This is a genomic window from Vibrio ostreae (assembly GCF_019226825.1).
Taxonomy (GTDB): domain Bacteria; phylum Pseudomonadota; class Gammaproteobacteria; order Enterobacterales; family Vibrionaceae; genus Vibrio; species Vibrio ostreae.
Genome location: NZ_CP076643.1, coordinates 916,152 through 935,256, shown reverse-complemented (window position 1 = coordinate 935,256; position 19,105 = coordinate 916,152). Strand labels below are relative to the sequence as shown.

Annotated in this window: 15 protein-coding genes and 2 pseudogenes; 3 read left to right on the top strand and 14 right to left on the bottom strand. The window is 49.1% G+C overall.

Annotated features, from left to right (window positions below; all coding sequences use genetic code 11):
• Nucleotides 1–2 precede the first annotated feature (2 nt).
• Nucleotides 3–719, top strand: a complete 717-nt coding sequence (locus KNV97_RS10365) for a 3'-5' exonuclease (protein ID WP_136484881.1) — start codon at nt 3–5, stop codon at nt 717–719.
• Between the two features lie 174 nt (nt 720–893).
• Here the strand turns inward: KNV97_RS10365 and KNV97_RS10360 are convergent, their stop codons facing one another.
• A complete protein-coding gene (locus tag KNV97_RS10360; RefSeq protein WP_136484879.1) occupies nt 894–2,777 on the bottom strand; it encodes a methyl-accepting chemotaxis protein in 1,884 nt (627 codons plus the stop codon).
• 206 nt (nt 2,778–2,983) lie between these two features.
• Nucleotides 2,984–4,561 (bottom strand): BCCT family transporter, encoded by a 1,578-nt coding sequence (locus KNV97_RS10355; RefSeq protein ID WP_136484877.1) that lies wholly within the window; start codon nt 4,559–4,561, stop codon nt 2,984–2,986.
• Nucleotides 4,562–4,940: 379 nt separating this feature from the next.
• On the opposite strand from KNV97_RS10355, the gene KNV97_RS10350 reads away from it, so the two are divergent.
• Nucleotides 4,941–5,417: a MarR family winged helix-turn-helix transcriptional regulator gene (locus KNV97_RS10350; RefSeq protein WP_136484875.1), complete on the top strand. Its 477-nt coding sequence runs from the start codon at nt 4,941–4,943 to the stop codon at nt 5,415–5,417.
• 138 nt (nt 5,418–5,555) lie between these two features.
• Here the strand turns inward: KNV97_RS10350 and KNV97_RS10345 are convergent, their stop codons facing one another.
• From KNV97_RS10345 to KNV97_RS10320, 6 genes and pseudogenes are all read right to left on the bottom strand, one after another.
• Entirely contained in the window at nt 5,556–6,194 is a 639-nt protein-coding gene (locus KNV97_RS10345; protein WP_168797009.1) for a response regulator transcription factor, read from the bottom strand.
• Nucleotides 6,178–7,545, bottom strand: a complete 1,368-nt coding sequence (locus KNV97_RS10340; protein WP_136484870.1) for a cache domain-containing protein — start codon at nt 7,543–7,545, stop codon at nt 6,178–6,180. The genes KNV97_RS10345 and KNV97_RS10340 overlap by 17 nt, the downstream gene beginning before the upstream one ends.
• 106 nt (nt 7,546–7,651) lie before the next feature.
• Complete coding sequence (locus tag KNV97_RS10335) at nt 7,652–8,935, bottom strand: TRAP transporter large permease (RefSeq protein WP_136484868.1); 1,284 nt, start codon at nt 8,933–8,935, stop codon at nt 7,652–7,654.
• A gap of 11 nt (nt 8,936–8,946) precedes the next feature.
• Nucleotides 8,947–9,487, bottom strand: a pseudogene (locus tag KNV97_RS10330) (TRAP transporter small permease subunit).
• Between the two features lie 94 nt (nt 9,488–9,581).
• Nucleotides 9,582–10,670: a TRAP transporter substrate-binding protein gene (locus tag KNV97_RS10325; protein ID WP_136484864.1), complete on the bottom strand. Its 1,089-nt coding sequence runs from the start codon at nt 10,668–10,670 to the stop codon at nt 9,582–9,584.
• A gap of 366 nt (nt 10,671–11,036) precedes the next feature.
• Nucleotides 11,037–11,426: a MarR family transcriptional regulator gene (locus KNV97_RS10320; protein ID WP_136484862.1), complete on the bottom strand. Its 390-nt coding sequence runs from the start codon at nt 11,424–11,426 to the stop codon at nt 11,037–11,039.
• A 221-nt stretch (nt 11,427–11,647) separates the two neighbouring features.
• Here KNV97_RS10320 and KNV97_RS10315 point away from each other — a divergent pair, with 221 nt between their 5' ends.
• Nucleotides 11,648–12,340, top strand: coding sequence for a DUF2982 domain-containing protein (locus tag KNV97_RS10315; protein ID WP_136484860.1), 693 nt, complete (start codon nt 11,648–11,650; stop codon nt 12,338–12,340).
• Nucleotides 12,341–12,397: 57 nt separating this feature from the next.
• Here KNV97_RS10315 and KNV97_RS10310 read toward each other — a convergent pair.
• The 6 genes and pseudogenes from KNV97_RS10310 to KNV97_RS10285 all read right to left on the bottom strand — a co-directional run bounded on the left by KNV97_RS10310 (nt 12,398) and on the right by KNV97_RS10285 (nt 19,096).
• Nucleotides 12,398–13,053, bottom strand: a pseudogene (locus KNV97_RS10310) (MBL fold metallo-hydrolase).
• 104 nt (nt 13,054–13,157) lie between these two features.
• Nucleotides 13,158–13,706 (bottom strand): YcbK family protein, encoded by a 549-nt coding sequence (locus KNV97_RS10305; protein ID WP_136484856.1) that lies wholly within the window; start codon nt 13,704–13,706, stop codon nt 13,158–13,160.
• Between the two features lie 179 nt (nt 13,707–13,885).
• Nucleotides 13,886–15,439 (bottom strand): L,D-transpeptidase family protein, encoded by a 1,554-nt coding sequence (locus tag KNV97_RS10300; RefSeq protein WP_136484853.1) that lies wholly within the window; start codon nt 15,437–15,439, stop codon nt 13,886–13,888.
• A gap of 174 nt (nt 15,440–15,613) precedes the next feature.
• On the bottom strand, nt 15,614–16,690 hold the full coding sequence (locus KNV97_RS10295) for a DUF1513 domain-containing protein (RefSeq protein ID WP_136485000.1): 1,077 nt from the start codon (nt 16,688–16,690) through the stop codon (nt 15,614–15,616).
• Entirely contained in the window at nt 16,680–17,705 is a 1,026-nt protein-coding gene (locus KNV97_RS10290; protein WP_136484851.1) for an imelysin family protein, read from the bottom strand. The genes KNV97_RS10295 and KNV97_RS10290 overlap by 11 nt, the downstream gene beginning before the upstream one ends.
• An 8-nt stretch (nt 17,706–17,713) precedes the next feature.
• Nucleotides 17,714–19,096, bottom strand: coding sequence for a di-heme oxidoreductase family protein (locus KNV97_RS10285; RefSeq protein ID WP_136484849.1), 1,383 nt, complete (start codon nt 19,094–19,096; stop codon nt 17,714–17,716).
• Nucleotides 19,097–19,105: the final 9 nt, after the last annotated feature.

The window sequence follows — 19,105 nt, the reverse complement described above, 5'->3', positions numbered from 1 at the left end:
GCATGATAAAACTTTTTCAGCCGCCCAGTATAGACTGGCAGTATAAGTACAAAGCCAAACAGAATGTGGTGAAAGATCCGCTGTTACAGCAGTTCTACCAGACCGAGTTACCCAACCCGGACACACCGATGAGTGAGATGACCTTTGTGGCTATGGATTTTGAGACGACCGGCCTTAACGCCGACAAAGACGAAATCATTACTATCGGGCTGGTGCCGTTTACTCTCAACCGGGTCTATCTCAACCGGGCTAAACACTGGACGGTCAGACCGCGGCAAAAACTCGATGAGAACTCGATTGTCATTCATGGCATCACCCATAACGATATCATGGATGCTCCGGATCTGAGTGAAATCGTTGAGGAAGTGCTTAATGAGCTGGCCGGACACGTCCTGGTGGTGCATTACCACAAGATTGAGCGCGAGTTTCTTGACCGCGCCCTGAAACGCCGGATTGGTGAAGGCATCGAGTTTCCGGTGATTGATACTATGGAGCTTGAGAGCCAGATTCAGAAACGGCAGACCGCTGGTATTGTCAATAAAATCATGGGTAAACGGCCTGACTCGGTGCGATTAGGGCAATCGCGTATGCGCTACAACCTGCCCGCCTACACGCCGCACCACGCGCTGACCGATGCCATCGCTACAGCTGAGCTGCTGCAGGCACAAATTGCCCACCACTTTTCCGGTGATCAACCGCTGCGTCAGTTCTGGCTCTAAACGCAAATTAGCATGACTTAGCTGTTTTAGCTGCCTTGTGCTCCCCGTTCTGGCAAAGGCCATACCGTCCGCATCATTAGGTCAATGTATCGCAGGCGGCGGTATAAATAGAACAGGGCCGATAAAAAAAGGAGCCATCAGGCTCCTTTTTTGGGTCACATCTCTGTGGTGTGATTACAGCTTAAAGCGACGAATTTCCTGCTCCAGCTCACCTGACAGGTCAGACAGCGCAGCTGCCTGAGCAGCAGCATCATGTGCTTCTTCTGCCAGTTCATTTGACACATCACGGATGCCTTCAGTATTTCGGGTGATTTCCGAGGTCACTGATGCCTGCTCTTCCGCCGCTGAGGCAATCTGAGTGGCCATATCACTGATGCTTTCAACAGCATGCTGGATCTGTGTCAGACTGGCTGCCGCGGCATGTGAGTCATCGACACTGGTGTCAGCCAGCATACGGCTGTCATTCATGATACCCACCGCTTTCTTAGTCGTAGACTGCAGCGTTTCGATCATGGTTTGGATCTCTTCTGTCGATGCGTGGGTACGCTGACTCAGAATACGCACTTCATCAGCAACCACCGCAAAACCACGACCTTGTTCACCGGCACGTGCCGCTTCAATCGCGGCATTCAGAGCCAACAGGTTAGTTTGCTCAGCAATGTTCTGAATGGTCGACAAAATAGTGCTGATCTGATTACCGTGCTCTTCCAGTTCAGTCACAACATTGGTTGCGAGACGAACTTCATCCGCCAAAGAGTTCAGTGAGTTCTGCGCCTGAGATACCTGGTTTGAACCATCACGGCACGCCGTTACAGACTCTTCTGAGTGACGAGCGGTATTTTCTGAGTTGTGGGCAATCTCATGAGTGGCCGCCGCCATCTCATTAATCGCCGTCGCCACCATGTTGATTTCATCCTGCTGCATGCGGATACGAGCACTACGCTCTTCTGCATGCTGTGCGGTCATTTTCGACTGCTCAGACAGAGATTGTGATACATGGCTTAACTTGAGAATCATGGTGTGCATGTTGCCGACAAACACGTTGAAGTTAGTGGCCAACAGGCCCACTTCATCGTCACTGCGCGGTTCCAGACGCTGAGTCAGGTCGCCTTCACCAGAAGCAATTTCAGCCAGAGCACGCGATACGCGGCCCAGATCCTGGAACAGGAAGCTCACCAGCCATGACACAATCAGTACCACAATGATGGTCACGATCACGGCAGATATCAGCAGACCGGTCAGCAATTCATCTTCGGCCGCGAATTCAGTATCACGATCCATCTGAATCGCAAAAATCCATGGCGTATTGGGTACTTTGCTGAAGTAAAACAGTGAGTCACGTCCATTCAGCTCAAGTTCAACCAGACGGCTTTCGCCTGATGCTTTTTCGATCATATTCATGTTGAATGTTTTCGAAACGCTGTTGACTGGTTTTAGCAGCAGCTTTTTATCCGGGTGAGCCAGGAACGTACCATCTTGGGTATCGATCAACATAGCAAAAGCATTTTCACCGGCGTCAATAGCCAGAACATCATTCACTAGTTGGTCGATCAGTACATCAGAACCAACCACACCGGCAAACTGGCCGTTGTGACGCACAGGTTCAGCGATGGTCACAAGTAAAGCATTAGTAATCGCGTCCTGATACGCTGTTGTGATCAGCTGTTTACCAGCCGCTGAGGCATCTTTATACCAAGGACGGGTACGAGGATCATAGTCGGCGCGGTTACGCTCTGGATGAGAACGAAACATTTCTCCTTTCGGTGTACCAAAGAAGATGTCGTCGAAACCACCAGCATTACGTGCTTGTTGCAGGTACGGAACCATGTCCTGTTGTTCGGTATAATCGTTGAACGCCGAAGTGATATCTTTACGAATGGAGATCCAGTCGGAAATACCTTTTGAAGCGGCAATTGAAATCGCTTCAGCCCGATCAAGAACGCCACGGTGAGTTTGTTGACTTAATTTGTCAGCAGACAGCCAGGTCAGTACGGCGGCCATGACCACCACAGCTGACAAGCTTGCTCCAATGAGTTTTTGCTTAAGAGTCAGTTTCATCTGATTACTTTATAAGAGGTTGGGTTTGAATAGTACGGCGCAGATAGTAACGGGAATATGACAAGGTTGCACGTGTTATGTAAAGATAATTGCATATTATTTGACCAATTAAGGAGTTAACCAACAGGTCGTCAATAATGTGACATGCGTCATGTTATTATGGCCAAAAAAAAGCCGGCAAATGCCGGCTTTATCACAAAACGAATTTAACGTTTAAACGGTTCTGTCCGCATGCCCATTACCAAACTGACACACATCAGCAACAGTACAAAGGTAAACGGCAACGCGGTAGAGATCGCACCTGCTTGCAGAGCCTGCACCGCTTGCGTGCCGCCAATCCACAGCAGAGCAATCGCAATCGCGCCTTCCATCAACGCCCAGAAGATACGTTGCAGTACCGGAGCATCCATCTTACCGCCCGCCGTAATGCTGTCGATAACCAGAGAGCCTGAGTCTGATGAGGTAATGAAGAACACCAGAACCAGCACAACAGCAATAATTGACAGCAGCGTACCAAACGGCAGTACATCAAACATCTGGAACATCGCCAGTGATACGTCGGTCAGACCGTTAGCACCCAACTCACCAATTTTGTCAGCCACTTGTTCAATCGCCAGGCCACCAAATACTGACATCCACACCAGGGTGACAGCAGTCGGAACCAGCAGCACTGCGACAATAAATTCACGGATAGTACGGCCACGGGAAACACGTGCGATAAACATACCGACGAATGGCGACCATGAGATCCACCATGCCCAGTAGAACACAGTCCAGCCCTGGAACCAGGCAACGTCTTCACGACCTACCGGATTACTCAGCGGAATAATGTTCTCAACGTAAGCCATAAACGTGGTCGGAATCGAGCCGAACGTCACCGCATAGCCAATCAGAGCAACCAGAATAAGCAGCAGGAATGCGACGACCATGTTGATGTTTGAAATGACTTTCACACCGCCATCAATGCCACGCATAACCGACACCGTTGCCAAGAGAGTCACACCAATAATCACCACAATCTGCAGACCGATACCCGCTTCAACCCCAAATACATGGTGGATGCCGCTTGCCGCTTGTTGAGCACCGAGTCCCAACGAGGTTGCCAGACCAAACAACGTCGCTAATACCGCGAGGATATCCACGATATGACCTGCCCAGCCCCAGGCGCGATCGCCCAGAATCGGGTAGAAAATAGAACGGATAGAAAGCGGAAGACCTTTGTTGTAACAGAAGAAAGCCAGTGACAGCGCAACAACGCCGTAAATAGCCCAAGGATGCAGCCCCCAGTGGAACATGGTCGCGCCCAGAGCCAGCGTCGCCGCCTCCGGAGAATTAGGAGCAACACCTAATGGAGTCTCGTACCAACCGGTGAAATACGCCACCGGCTCAGCCACACTCCAGAACATCAGACCGATACCCATACCCGCAGCAAACAACATAGACAGCCACGAAATCATTGAGTGATCGGCAACAGCGTCTTCTCCGCCCAGACGAATCTTACCGTATGGAGATACCACCAAAACCAGACAGAAAATCACAAAAATGTTACCAGACCATATAAATAGCCAGTCAAAGGAACCGATAATCTGCCACTTAATTCCGTCTAACGCTGTTTTTGCCGTGTCTGCGTCCACTAAAAGTGTCGCCAACAAAAACAGACCTATCAGACCCGCACTAATACCGAATACCGGATTGTGAACATCAAAACCCCATTTCTGGACGTTATCCTGCCCCACGGTATAGTCGGTACTGTCGATACTATATTTATCAATACCCTTCGTCATTTGTCCTCTCTTCTACAGATCCTTGTTGAACTCTATAACCATAACAACGACACAATTTGCTATTAAACACATCAAATATATTTCGTGGTCATAACTATTGTCCGATACAACACTTGACTTACAGTTTACACACCATTGATCTCAAATCTACCCAAAGATTGTTTTGTAACCAGTTTTTACTTAAATTCGTTAACGAGCGTAGACTTTTTGTTCAAAAAGAACAAGCATGTACTTCGTGTACAAAACATTTTATGTCGTTTTAGATACATAAAAAGCGTCTAAAATCCCTGTAAAAAAAGTATGATGTCAACACTTTTCATCGCGCTTCAACTAATGTATCGTCGCGCCTAAATTCTCCTATAAGTCGTGGATGAACATTTTGGAAAGACATGAAGAAGTACTGGTTGCCATTCGCCAGATCATCCGAGCCATTGACCTGCACTCTAAAAAGCTTAGCAAAAACGCTGGATTGACTGGTCCTCAGTTGATTTTAATGCGATCAATTCAGGAGTTGGGTGAAGTCACCATTCGTGAACTGTCCAAGCATACCAATATGAGTCAGGCAACAGCGACGACTATCCTTGATCGCCTCGAACGTAATGGTTATGTACAGCGCATTCGCAGTGTCTCTGACAAGCGTAAAGTCCATGCGCACCTGACCGACGAAGGCCTTAAGCTGCTTGCAGATGCACCTCAGCCACTGCAGCAAGACTTTGTTGAGCGATTCCAAAAACTGGAAGACTGGGAACAGAGCCTCCTGCTTTCTTCAGTTCAGCGTTTATCCTCAATGATGAATGCCGAAAACTACGATGTGGCACCCATGCTGGAAATCGGCAGTATTACTAAAGCTGAATAAATCGTTTGAATCCATACTACTTTCGCCTAATCAACGGATTGCAAACGTAATCCGTTGTTCTTATATCGAGATAATGCAAAAGGTTTGCCACATCCAGCCTTTGTTTGTTAACCCTTTGTTTGTTAACCATAGTACAGTTTATTCCAGCAACCCATGCTGAACAGCGTATTGGGCCAGTTCAGCGGTACTGTGAATATCTAATTTGTGCTTGATGTTCTGACGATGCGTCTCGACCGTTCGGTAGCTGATACTAAGCAGGGACGCGATTTTCTTACTGCTGTGGCCCTGTGCGACAAGCTTCAATACCGCCTCTTCTCTGCGACTGAGCGGATTCGGCTTTAGCGCCACAGGTTCCACATCCTGCGTAAATAACGTCTGGGTCGCGGATTCGCAAAAGTAAGTTGAGCCAAGATTCACGGTTCTAATCGCCTGAACCATTTTTTCAGCTGAAATTTCCTTAAGCATATAGCCCACTGCACCAGCCTGCATCACTTTCATGATGTATTCACGGTTATCGTGCATCGTCAGCATCAAAACTTTAGCATCGGGGACCGCTTCCTTAATCAGACGGGTCGCATCAATACCGTTCATAATCGGCATGCTGACGTCCATCAGAATCACATCCGGTCGATGCTGCTTCACCACTTCTAGTGCTTCAACCCCGTTTCCTGCCGTTGCAACGACCTCTATTTCCGGCTCCATTTCAAGACGGGCCATAAAACCTTCGAGGACGACCTGATGGTCATCCACAATCACGACTCTAATTGGCTTTTCCATACATTGATCCATCCAGTTGCAGCAGAACTGTAATTTCGGTACCGAATCCGGGCTCACTCATCAGTTCCAGATCACCGCCGAGAAACTCGACCCGCTCTTGCATGTTGCGTAACCCGATTCCACTTTTCGCCAACGCTCCCTTGAGATGAAAACCGACGCCATCGTCACGAATAATCAGTTGCAGCATGCTCCCCATTTGCTGCACGATCACACTGACATGCTTCGCCCGCGCGTGTTTTTCAATATTATTCAGCGATTCCTGCACCACTCGATATAAGGTGGTGGACACCTCAGATTTGAGTTTATAACCAGGCGGAGTATCAAACAGACTTTCGGCCTGAATGCCGGAATGCGACTGAAAATCATCAAGCAAGGTGACGATCGCAGCCTGGAGACCGATATCATCTAACGCACTAGGACGCAGATTGTGCGAGATTCTGCGTACCTCATTAATCGCGGTCATCAAGGATTGCTGCGCTTTCTCGGCATGCCGGGCCAGTACGTCATCTTTCAGCTTATAACTCAGCAGCTCCAGATGACATTTGCTCGAGACCAGCAGTTGGTTGATGCCATCATGCAGTTCCCGCGCGAGATGTTTTTTCTCATCTTCCTGAAACATGACGGTTTGATGCGCCAGTTCTTTGAGGTTTTTATCGGCCAGACGATGCTCGTGCAAATTAATAGCCAATGTCAGTACGATAATGACTGCGACCGTGACCACCAGAATGACAACCACTGAAAAGAAGGTGGTATCGATATTGTTATTTATCGTGGCCTGCATGGCAGCCACTTCCTGACTGACATCTTCGATATACAGCCCAGTGCCAACCATCCAGCCCCATTTGTCCAGCCACTCAACATAACTCAGCTTGGGAACAATCTCGCCACTGGATGGTTTCTGCCACAGATACTGATGAAATCCACCACCTGACTGCGCTTGAAACAGCAACGCCTCAATCAGGTAGTCACCTTCACTATCCTGAAGTTTCAGTAAATCGCGACCAATCAGCTCCGATTGAATGGGATGCACCAGATTGACGCCATGTTGGTCGTAAACAAAAAAGTATCCGTCTGCGCCGTAACGCAAACGGGTGAGGATCTGCTTTACCCTGTCCTGTGCATCTTGCTGTGACAACTGGGGATCGTTGTACACCAGACTAATAGAGTCCAATGCCAAATCGACACTGTCTTTAAGAGCCGTTTCACGCGCTTTAATCAGATTCGCGCGGAAACTCTCCACCTCCCTTTCACCAAGGCGTTTGGCCTGATGTATCGAGATCCAGCTGATACTTGCCGTCACCAACAGCAGAGGTAACAGTGTCAATAATATCAATTTGGCTTTAAGAGGCATCCGTTTCCCCAAATATAAAAGCGGCTCACTGCATATCAGCAAGCCGCCCTACTTTATCAATTTGTTTTCAACTTAAGAAATAAGGAAGTAACAACCTCGAATCCGATCACATTCCATAAAACCCAGGGAAAACCAGCAAAGAAGCCAAAACCACAATTTGAATCGCGATAAAGGGAACGACACCACGATAGATATCAACGGTTGTTACTGTTTTGGGCGCGACACCTTTGAGGTAGAACAGGCTGAAACCGAATGGTGGTGTCAGAAATGAAGTCTGCAGGTTCATCGCAATCAAAATGGCAAACCAGGTCATATCAATATCGAGCAGACTGGCAACCGGAGCAATGATAGGGACAATGATAAAACAGATCTCGACGAAATCGATGAAAAACCCCAGCACCAGAATTACCAGCATGGTCACAACAAGGAATCCCCATTTTTCGCCCGGAATCGCCAGCATCCACTCTTCTACCAATAAGTCACCGCCGGTGTAGGTAAACGCCATGGAGAAGGCCGTTGCACCAATCAAAATAGCAAACACCATGGCGGTCACTTTCACCGTTTCCTTCGATGCAGCATAGACCATCTTCCAGCTGAACTGACGGTAGGCTAACGCCAGCAGCAGTGCACCCGCTCCCCCTAAAGCAGCCGATTCAGTCGGAGTCGCCACACCGGCAAATATCGACCCGAGTACAACAATGATCAGAGCAAGAGGCGGAACAACGGCTTTCAATGCCTCTATGACTTCCTCTGAACGGCTTTTACTGCTGTCGCGTTCTATCGGCTGAGCGGCGAGCGGATTCAGCTTCGCGTAAATCAGGATATACAGAACATAAGCGCCCACCAGCACTAAACCAGGCCACAGGGCCGCCTGAAACAGGTCACCGACCGGTACACCGAGTACATCACCGAGCAGGATCAAGACAATGGATGGCGGGATAATTTGCCCCAATGTCCCGGAGGCACAGATAGTGCCGCACGCCAGGCCTTTATCGTAATTGTATTTCAGCATCACCGGCAGTGAGATCAGCCCCATTGCCACCACCGACGCACCTACCACACCAGTGGATGCAGCCAACAGAGCACCAACCAATACCGTCGAAATAGCGATACCACCACGAACACCGCCAAACAGGCGCCCCATCGACTCCAGCAGTTGCTCTGCAAGCTTGGTTTTTTGCAAAACCAATCCCATGAAGACAAACAGCGGCACCGCCATCAGAACCGTGTTTTCCATAATAGACTGGATACGATATGGCATGAACGCGAACATATCGATCCCTTCCGCCCACACACCAAAAATTAACGCAATGCCGCCAAAGGTAAACGCAACAGGGAATCCGATCAGCAACGCAAACAGCGCCACAAAAAACATCACAATACCAATCATAAGGTCATCCTTTACTTCGAGTCAGTGTTGCCAGCGGATAACAGACGAGGGTTGGCAAATTTATTCACGGAGTGAAGTATCAGCCCGAGGCCACTGATCGCCATAAACAGAAAGGACAGCGGGATGATGGCTTTGATGATCCATCGATACGGTAACCCGCCCGGATCACCTGAGGTTTCCCCCCAGTTCAAAGCTTTCTTTGGCGAAATCAATACCGAAGTAAGCCACCAGCAGGCAAAACGGAAGTAAAAACAGTAAGGTGCCTGCAATATCGACCACGGCCTGAGCTTTATACGATAGCCGCTCATAAATAATATCGACCCGAACATGACCGCCCGCTTTCACGGTATAAGGAATACCCAGCAGAAAAACGGCAGAAAACAGATGCCATTCCAGCTCCTGAAAAGCGATCGACACATCATTAAACACATAACGCATCACAACGTCGTACACGACGTTGAGCACCAGCAGAATAAACAGAATACTGGAGACCCATCCCCAGAAATCGCTGATACGATTAAACAAGCGCTCGATATAGACCAGACTTCTCATTTCAAACTCCCTGAAACTCGAATATAAGCTCCGTGACATCAGTGAAACACGGAGCTTGGTTTGTTATTATCAGGTTAATGCTTCAGCCCAGACTCTACTGTTCGCTATTGAGGTAAGCACGCATTGAAATGTCAGTCCAGGCACGAACTTCCTTCATATACTTGGCTTGGGATTGCTGAATTTCTTTTGCTTCAGGATCGGCCGCCGCATGTTGAGCTAACAGACGGTCATTGGCCTCGCGCAGCGCTTTAATCACTTGTGGCGGGAAAGTTTTTACCTTCACATCCGGGTATTCAGTCGTGATGGACGCCCAGTTTTTACCACTTTCATGTACAGACTGGATATACATGTCATAGGCCGCTTCACGCATTGCAACACGCAGAATTTCCTGTAAATCAGCAGGCAGGCGTTCCCAACTGCGTTTATTAATCAGGAACTGCAGTTCTGTCGCCGGCTCATGCCAGCCGGTGTAGTAATAAGGTGCAATTTTGTGGAATCCCATACGCAGGTCAAGTGAAGGACCTACCCATTCCAGCGCATCGATAGTACGGCGCTCCAGCGAGGTGTATAGCTCTCCAGGGGCAATGTTAGTCGGTTTAGCACCCAGTTCTGCCAGCACTTCCCCGGCAAAACCAGGGATACGCATTTTAAGACCTTGCAAATCCTCTACTGAGTTGATCTCTTTCTGGAACCAGCCCCCCATCTGTACGTCAGTATTGCCGCCGGGGAAAGACAACATGTTATGCGGCGCGTACACTTTCTGCATCAGTTCCATACCGCCACCGTGGTAGAACCAGGCATACTGTTCAGGCGCGGTCATGCCAAACGGCATGGACGTGAAATAGAGGGTATTCGGTACTTTGCCTTTCCAGTAATAAGAAGCCGAGTGCCCCATGTCGTACTGACCGGATTTGACCATATCAAACACGCCTAATGGCGCTTTATGTTTGTTGGCGGAATCAATCCGGATCTGCAGACGACCATTTGACATTTTTTCTGCCATGGCAGCCATATTTTTCGTGGTATCGCCAAAAACCGGGAAGTTTGGCCCCCAGGTTTCGGCAAGTTTCAGACGATACACTTTTTCAGCCGCGCTTACATTGGCAGTCAACAGAGTAAAACAGGCAGTGACGGCAACCACTCCGGCGACGACACGTTTTACAGATTTTGAAATCAGACTCATTTTCACGTCCCTTTGTTTTTATTAAGGCTCTGGTGAGCCTTATCTCCTCCTCTACTTTGGGATAACTTACGTGATGATGAAATGAGCGTGATTACGCAGTAATTAACAGGCTTGTAGAGGGCTCAAACGAAAGGGATAAGTAGAACCACGTAAGTGATTAATGATAAGTTTTGTCTATCTGCTTAATTTTACAGGTCAGTCACAAATCAAAATGCGGATAACGACGGTCAGAACTACGTAGTTGTTTGTCTGGAGGTGACTCAGGCAAAAAGTGGCCAATTTGTGACAAACGGCAGGAATGAAAACGAAAAAAGCTCCGACACACGGAGCTTTTTTGCAAACAACAGTGATCCGAAACAGATGACGTTAAATCGTTTTGTAGATAACTTTGTTGCCTGAAAGTTGCTCTTTAACGACCAGGTTTTCGTCCAGTAGTTTTTTCAGAGCGCCGGTTGCCCAGGAAGCTGCTTTGGTATCTTCCTGACCTGCTGCCAGACCAATCGACTTAGGATTGATGCCTTCAGCATTGGCGGCAACGATATCCAGCACCTGTTGCTGTTTTGGAGTTAATGCTACGTCTACTTTTTTCGCTGCTGCTACTTGTTGAGCCACTGGCTTAACCGTGGCTTTCTTTTCAACAACAGGTTTTGCAGTTGCAGGCTTTGCTGTTTTCGGCGCTGAAGCAAGGTTTGCTGCAATCGCTTTAATGCGTTTTTGCAGTTTAGCCTGCACGTTACGCTTATGAGCAAGTCTCATCGAGTATGTCTCCATTTCACTGCACAAAGCGCAGTGGTGAAAATTTGAAGCGCGTTTTATATCAAAATTCGTCAGCCTTTTGTAGGGTGTTGGTCAAGTTAGGCTACAAAAACACGATATTCGGCCATAATTGGCTACAATTTAGACATACGCCTGACTGATCCCTTGTTGCACTACTGAGTATAAATACAGAGAAATAACAGACAATTGCCGTGAACCTTATGCAAACCGTTCATTTATCCAACCACCATTTTGATCTGCGCTCTCCCTATCTGCGCATGATTGGTTTTATTGCCATCGTCGCGACCTTGTTTCTGGTCATTCTGGCTCCGGGGTGGCAACAAGCCCTTTTGTCTCTCATCGCTATGAGCATATTGTGTGGTAGCGGCTACTGGCTGATCCGTAAAAGCTGGATCGGTTATACGCTGACACCCACCCATTTTCAGCAGCACCTGTTTCATGGCGGCTGGGTAGTAAAGTGGAATAACATCAGCCAGATAGGCATTTGCAGCTACGAACAGGAAGGATGGCATCAACCTCTGCCCTGGATTGGCATACGACTCAAAAGCTACGAGCCGTATCTGGACGCTATTTGCCCGCGTATTGCCACCGAGATCCTGCTCCGGCAGCGGGCACTGCTTTATCTGGGTGCCAGGCAACACAACCAGCATCATCAGTTTGAAGACATGGTGCTCGACAGTCGCCCGTTTTGCGAACATGGCGGCAAGATCTATCGTGGTCTGATGGCGATGCTGGCCAATCGCATGTGCTATCAGCGCCGCTTTTACGGCTATGATGTGTTTATTGCCAGCAGTGATTTGGATCGCAGTGCGGAGGCGTTTGTCGGTCTGACCCGGCGCTATCTTGCCGCGGCCGAGCCAGAACCTTTACCTGATCACAGTGCAGAAAATTAGCAGATTCCTAATGCTACATTAACGGAGTCTGAGTACTAAGCTGTCCGTTCAATGTGATCAGTACAACGGCATTTCATCCGCAACAAATGGGTTGCTGGCGCGCTCGTGACCAAAGGTGGAAATCGGGCCATGACCGGGGACAAAAGTCACATCATTACCCATCGGCCACAATTTAGTTTTGATGGAATTGATCAGGGTATTGAAGTCACCTTGCGGAAAGTCTGTACGTCCGATACTGCCGTTAAACAGTACATCACCAACGAAAGCCAGACGAGCTTCATTGCTGAACAAGACAACATGGCCCGGGGTATGGCCCGGGGTATGAACGACATCAAGAACCTGCTTACCGAAGGTGATGGTATCCCCTTCCTGCAGCCACTGAGACGGCGTAAACGCTTTGGTCAGAGGAAAACCAAACATCTTGCTCTGACCTTCCAGCCCTTGCAGCCAGAAATCATCGTCCTGATGCGGACCAACAATGGCCACCCCACCCAGCATGTCAGCCAGTGGTTCAGTACCGCCAACATGATCTAGGTGGCCATGAGTCAACACCAGTTGCTCGACCTTGACACCAAGTTCATCAATCAACGCTTTGAGTTGCTGAACATCCCCCCCGGATCGACAACAATCCCCTGCATGGTTTCATCACACCATACAATGGAGCAGTTTTGCGCAAAAGGCGTCACAGGAACGATCTGGTATTTTAAAGACATGGGCAACCTTGTTCGAAACAATAAAATAAGTTGCCCGAACTATGACATTACCGCCTCATTTTGACAAGTTGCGCCCCGGATTGTGGATAATTTCCGAGCCTCGTTTACGAGCCTTGCCAGCGACGCACCGGGCCAGTATCTATGTGGACAAACTGGCTCTTGGGATAGTACCCGACACCGCCCGCGTTGAGACTTAACGCTGCATCATGCACTTGTTTCAGTGACACACCATCAAGGCGAAAATCGATTGCCTGTCCCAGCATATGGAAGCTTTTTTTCGCCACACCGGAAGAGCGATTGCGCAACATGGCATTAGTTACCGGCGAACGATAACCAGAAATAATCTGAACTTCGCTTTCTACCCCCAGTAATTGCTGAATACGAGAAATCTGGTCGAACAGATTTTTATCCATCGGATGGGTTTCGTCCTGGCGGAAATCACGGCAAATGTGATTCAGGCGTTGTAACTCAGAACGCACATAGCGCTGACCATTAAAATAACAAGATTCTAATGATTCACCGGTATGCAGGTTATTCAGAGCCAACACACGAGGTTTATGGGGATAAGAAGCATGGGCTATGCCCGGAGCACAGGTTGCAAGCACCAAACCAGAACCGGCGAACTTTAAAAAATCGCGACGTGACAGACTCAAAACAACACCTTTAACTACGGAATTCGATCTTAATAATCCGGCAAACTACCGGACTCCTCAGACAAGATCAAATGCATAATTTGTGCTAGTTTGGTCACAGAACGTCATAAGATAAGTTTACTATTTGACCAATAAAGGGATTTTCCCTGTGTCATTTTTTTCGCAAATTTAGATTTGGATCATCCCCTGTCATTTTTCAGGCGGTCAAAGCGGTAAATATCGTCCCGATAGTGGATGCTTCCGGCCTCGTACCACACTGTTTGGTAGATAATATGCACAGGTATGCGTTTTTTAAGCGGGATCGAATGATTACTTCCCCGTTGCTCCTGCATCAAATCTTTATCATTGATTCCCTGCATCTCCAGTAAAGTCACAGCCAGACGATCGGCATGCTCAACCCTGATACAACCGGAGCTGAACGCGCGGGACGGATTATTAAACAGGTGTTTGCTCGGTGTATCATGCAAGTAAATGGCGCGCTTGTTCGGCGTATTAAATTTATACAAACCCAGCGCGTTCTGATTGCCTGACTGCTGACGTAAACGATACGGAAAGGCTTTAGGTTTGACGCTAGTCCAGTCAATCTGAGTCGGGTCCATTTTCTGACTGGAGTTCCAGCTCTCAATAATATCAATATGATGCCGGCTGAGATAGGTGTGGTCACGTTTAGCCAGCGGCAAAATATCCTCGACCATAATTTTATAAGGCACATTCCAGGTCGGATTGAGAATCAGAGAGTCAAGCCGGGTATTCATCACGGGGGTCGGCCGGCTGACCTTACCTACCACCACTTTGGACTGAAACACCTCTTTACCCGAGTGCCAGTATTTAAGTTCGAAACCGGGGACATTGACCACAATACTGGTGTCAGTATCAGTTGGCCATAATCGCATCCGCTCCGCATTGATAGCCAGCAAAGCCAAACGATCCTCCAGCTTGAGATTCAGCCATTTCAGAGTGTTGCTCCCGATGAAACCATCCACTTTCAGTCCATGCATACGCTGAAACTGTTTGACCGGCTCGACCAGAGTATTGTCATACCACGTGACAGCGTCACTTACCTCGCTCACATCAATATTCACCAAAGCCAACCGCGTGATCAACGTGTTACGGTCCTCGAGACTATCACCGGGCTTCTTAAGTCCGGCCTGAACATAGACCGGCATAATCAATGGCGTTTGCTGATTCAGGTAACGGTAGGCACTGAGTAGCTGTCGATAAGCGGGATCGGACGGCGTGTATTGATCAATCAGCCTACTGATGTTTTGCGTACCGATGGCAATATGCAGATCCAGCAATGCCTGCTCGCTTGGCTGAGGCAGACTCAACAGTTTTTTCTGTTCAAAAAACCAGCTAACCCCCTGCTGTGGTGCCTGTTCGGCATAACTTAAGTAAAGCATCAGCGTATCGGTCGCCAGCAGCTCATATTCAAACCAGTTACCCTGGTTGCGATAATGAATGAGGGCTTGTAACTGACGTTCAAACAACGGGCTGATATTGGCAAGACGCACCAAATCAAGCTGGCGTTCAAAATGTTGAGTATCCCGCATATCCCCCCAGATCAATTGATCATTATTCTCATGGTAAATACGTTCTAATTGCGCGGGGAACTGTAACAGTGGTTCGACCGAAGAAGGCTCTTCAAGCCAGCCCAGTTTATTGAAATAGGGAGAAGCAGACAGCGGAGTGCTGATACAAATCAGTAACAAGAAAAGGATGCCTAAACGTTGCATGATATTATGCCCATGTCGCCCGCCAATACTTCAGTATGGCAAAAGATATGGGCATATGATAACTCTGACGTGTGTTAAAACTGCGTCGTTTTCATTACGTCCAGGGCATTTACCCTGTTACAGCCTTGACACACGATTCCTGCACTGGGAATTTTTTCTGCCTTGTGCTGCGGTTTACGCTATTGGCGACCAGTGATTATCCCACTGCACATTTGAGACATGCTGAACCGCGCGCTCAGGATAACGATGGTTAATCACTAAAGCCGAGCCGGAACTCACCTGGAATTCATCACCATAAGCCACCACGCCGGATGCATCAGGTAACGCAGCCAGCTCAACCAGCTCACCGGTTTGTTTGGACCAGATGCCGTAACAGCTTCCGCGTGGCGATGTCGCCAGAATCCATTGTTCGTTAGCCGCTATACTGGCAATGTAATGGTTAAAACGAGCCCACTGTTCAGGTTCTGCCAGCAACGGTTTTAACGCCCCTCCCTGGGTATGCATTGCCAGCAGTGACGGGTAATCCTCTGGTTTGCCGCGATATTGCTGGCCGCACAGTACTGTGTCACTGCCATCGTGCGCGAGGTGGCGAATACTGAGATGATGGTCAGGCAACGCCACCTGTTCAAGGATCGTCCCGTTCGGAGTCAGGTAAGTCAGGCTTGGCTGCATGCTGTCCAGATTGAGGGGCTCACGGCCGTTGGTATGCACACCGCCGACGCCAATCACCAGACGATCATCCGGCATCACAATCACTTCATGCGGACCAATTCCGAAACCGGAAAACTCGGCAACTTTCTGGTACTGGTGGGCAACATCGTACACACCAATAATGCCGCGACTGGTTCCGCGCTCTCCCTCAGTGACATATAACCACTCACCGCCATTGGAATACACCCCGTGACCATAGTAGTGACGCTGATCATCTGCCGGACGCAGCTGAATCATTTCACCGCTCTGATAATCAAACACCATCAGAAATGTCCCCGGGCGACGCGCGAACGCAGTGGCCTGGGTGAGTTTAGGATGTACGGCGACGCCATGCCCGCGCCCCGGCAGAGGCAGTTGCTTGATCGCTTGCCCATTCCGGTCGGCAATCACAGCACTGAACTTATCTCGTCCTTTGATTGCGCAGCCAATCAAGGCAGGCTTCGATGCAGGCTGGCTCGCACAGCCAAGTGGCATTACCGGAGCACACGCGCCGAATAATGCCGCTTTTAACAGCGAACGACGATTCTGATCAGTCACCATCACTTGAGTTAAATCCTATTACAACGCCCAGTTCAACGGCGACTTCGTCATGCAGCAGATATTTTAATTGTTCTAGCTTGTTATATTGCGACAAAACATCACGATAGCCCTCTTTGCTTTGCAGCATGTCAAATAGACTCGGATCTTGTGGCCAGGTCGAGACCAGGTTGGCATACTGGGTTTTGACCCGATCCGCCAGAGCATTGAGTTGGCGTGCTCGCAGTTCACCATCCAGGCTGCTCAGATACAGCGTCTGCATCGCTTCAATGTTCGCCTTCAGATTGAGCATCGAGGTTTTTGAACGCCAGGACTCAGAGAAATACGGACGTGGCTGACCGATATTGGCCAGCGGACGGCTCATTTTCGACATGCTGTACTCAAGCTGATTTGAGAGCAGAGCAATATACGCCGACAGCCAGGTCGGCTCATCCATTTTCGTCCATGGGTTTTGTTGCCAGGCCTGTTCAATGATAGCGGCTTTGGTCGCCAGGTTTGCACTGATCGCTGTGACAGCCGGGCACGCCTTTTCAGGCGCTGACATCAATGGTGACTGACTGTCATACAGTGCCCATTCCAACGCACCCAACCCCTGCACAGTCACACTTTGCCGGGCAATATCGGCGCTGCTCCAGCTCTGGTCCTGCTTCAGCAGTCTCTGCATCTTACGGCCTGTGGTGTTCTTTTTATCCGGCCAGAACTGAACATTCCAGCTCTGCTCCAGTGCTGCTACCGGGCCACGTTCCTGGCCTTGCAGTGCCATCCAGGCCAGCATAGTGCTATGCCACTGCTGCTTTAATGCGTCACCGGACAGATTAGAATTGTCACAAAAATCAGTAAAAGCGGACTGAAGCTGTTCAGCTTGGTGTTTAAAACGATAAGCTGCCTGATACTCGGCCAGGTAAACCGGCTGGCTGATATGATGGGTCTGCTGCGGTTGTCCCTGCCCAAAGCCAGTGCTCTGACAAGCAGAGACAAGGAGTGTCAAAGCAAACGGTGTTATAGATTTGAATGTCATTCTCACACCTATAAAGAGTTCAAAAATGCGATCAGCGCGGCGCGCTGCTTGTGATCAAACTGCAGTACCTGGTCACGTGCAGTGAGGGCTTCACCACCATGCCATAGTACGGCTTCCATTAAATTACGTGCGCGTCCGTCGTGCAGATAATAGGTATGACCGTTCACTTCCTGAGTGTAACCAATCCCCCACAGCGGCGGTGTGCGCCACTCGCTGGCACGGGCTTGTGCCTCCGGCCGGCCATCACTCAGGCCTTCTCCCATATCATGCAACAACAAATCGGTATACGGATGAATGATTTGTTCAGATAGTGCAGGCAATTCAGGACGCTTATCCGTCTTAACCTCTGTTTTATGACAACCTGCGCAGCCTGCACTTTGAAACAGTTGTTCTCCGGCTAAGACGTCAGGGTCGTCGACGTTACGTCGTACCGGCACCGCCAGATGTCGTGAATAAAACTCGACAAAATTCAATATATTGTCGCTCACTTCAGGTTCACCGCCATTCGGCAGACTGGCACACAATGCTTGATGTGGCGAACAGTTCTCAGTAGGAAACAGGCGGCTGGTCAGGCCTAAATCACCGTTAAATGCTGAGGCATTTTGCTGCATCAGTGAAGGTTGTCCGGCTTTCCAGCCAAAACGACCGATGACGGTTTTATCCTGCTCGATATCCCAGACCTTGTTCGCCCGTCCGGATATGCCATCGTTATCATGGTCGTTAACATCCTGCCAACTCAATAACGTACTGTCAGGAATACTCTCCAGCAACCCCAGACCAATCATAGGCGGTGCAATTCTGGCGGAAAACTGAGTGTCCGGATGCATCGGACCGTAAGCAAGGTGGGTGATGGCAAGATTCGGTTTTCGCAGCAGCACCGGTGTCCCGTCAGCAAACTGAATCGAGACTTCATCATAGGTAATACGAATTTGTCCTTCCGCCTTGTGGCCAGGCAATGCAAAATCCTGCAGTTGCGCACCATAGGTTGGTTCGGGTACCACGCCTTGTTGACGATAAACCGATTTTTGCTGTTCAGTCAACGCCGGAATGCTCAGACGAACCAGCATAGATACCGCTTGTTGATCACCCTGTTCAGGGGGATGCCCTCGCCCGTCTTTAATGTGGCAATTCTGACACCCGTTGGTATTAAACAGAGGTCCGAGACCGTCACGAGCTTCAGTAGAAGATGGCGCGGCCACCCAGGGGTTACGAAAAAAGCTATTTCCTACGCTGAAATCGAGTCGTTTCGATAACGGGAGATTTGAGGCTGGCATCGAATAGGCATTCTGCCCATCTTTACGGGTACTGGTTGCCCCGCCTGATGCAACATCAGTGGCCCATACCTGAGCTGAAATTATCCCCACAAGGAGCGCAGAGTAAACCCATTTCATTCCGTTATT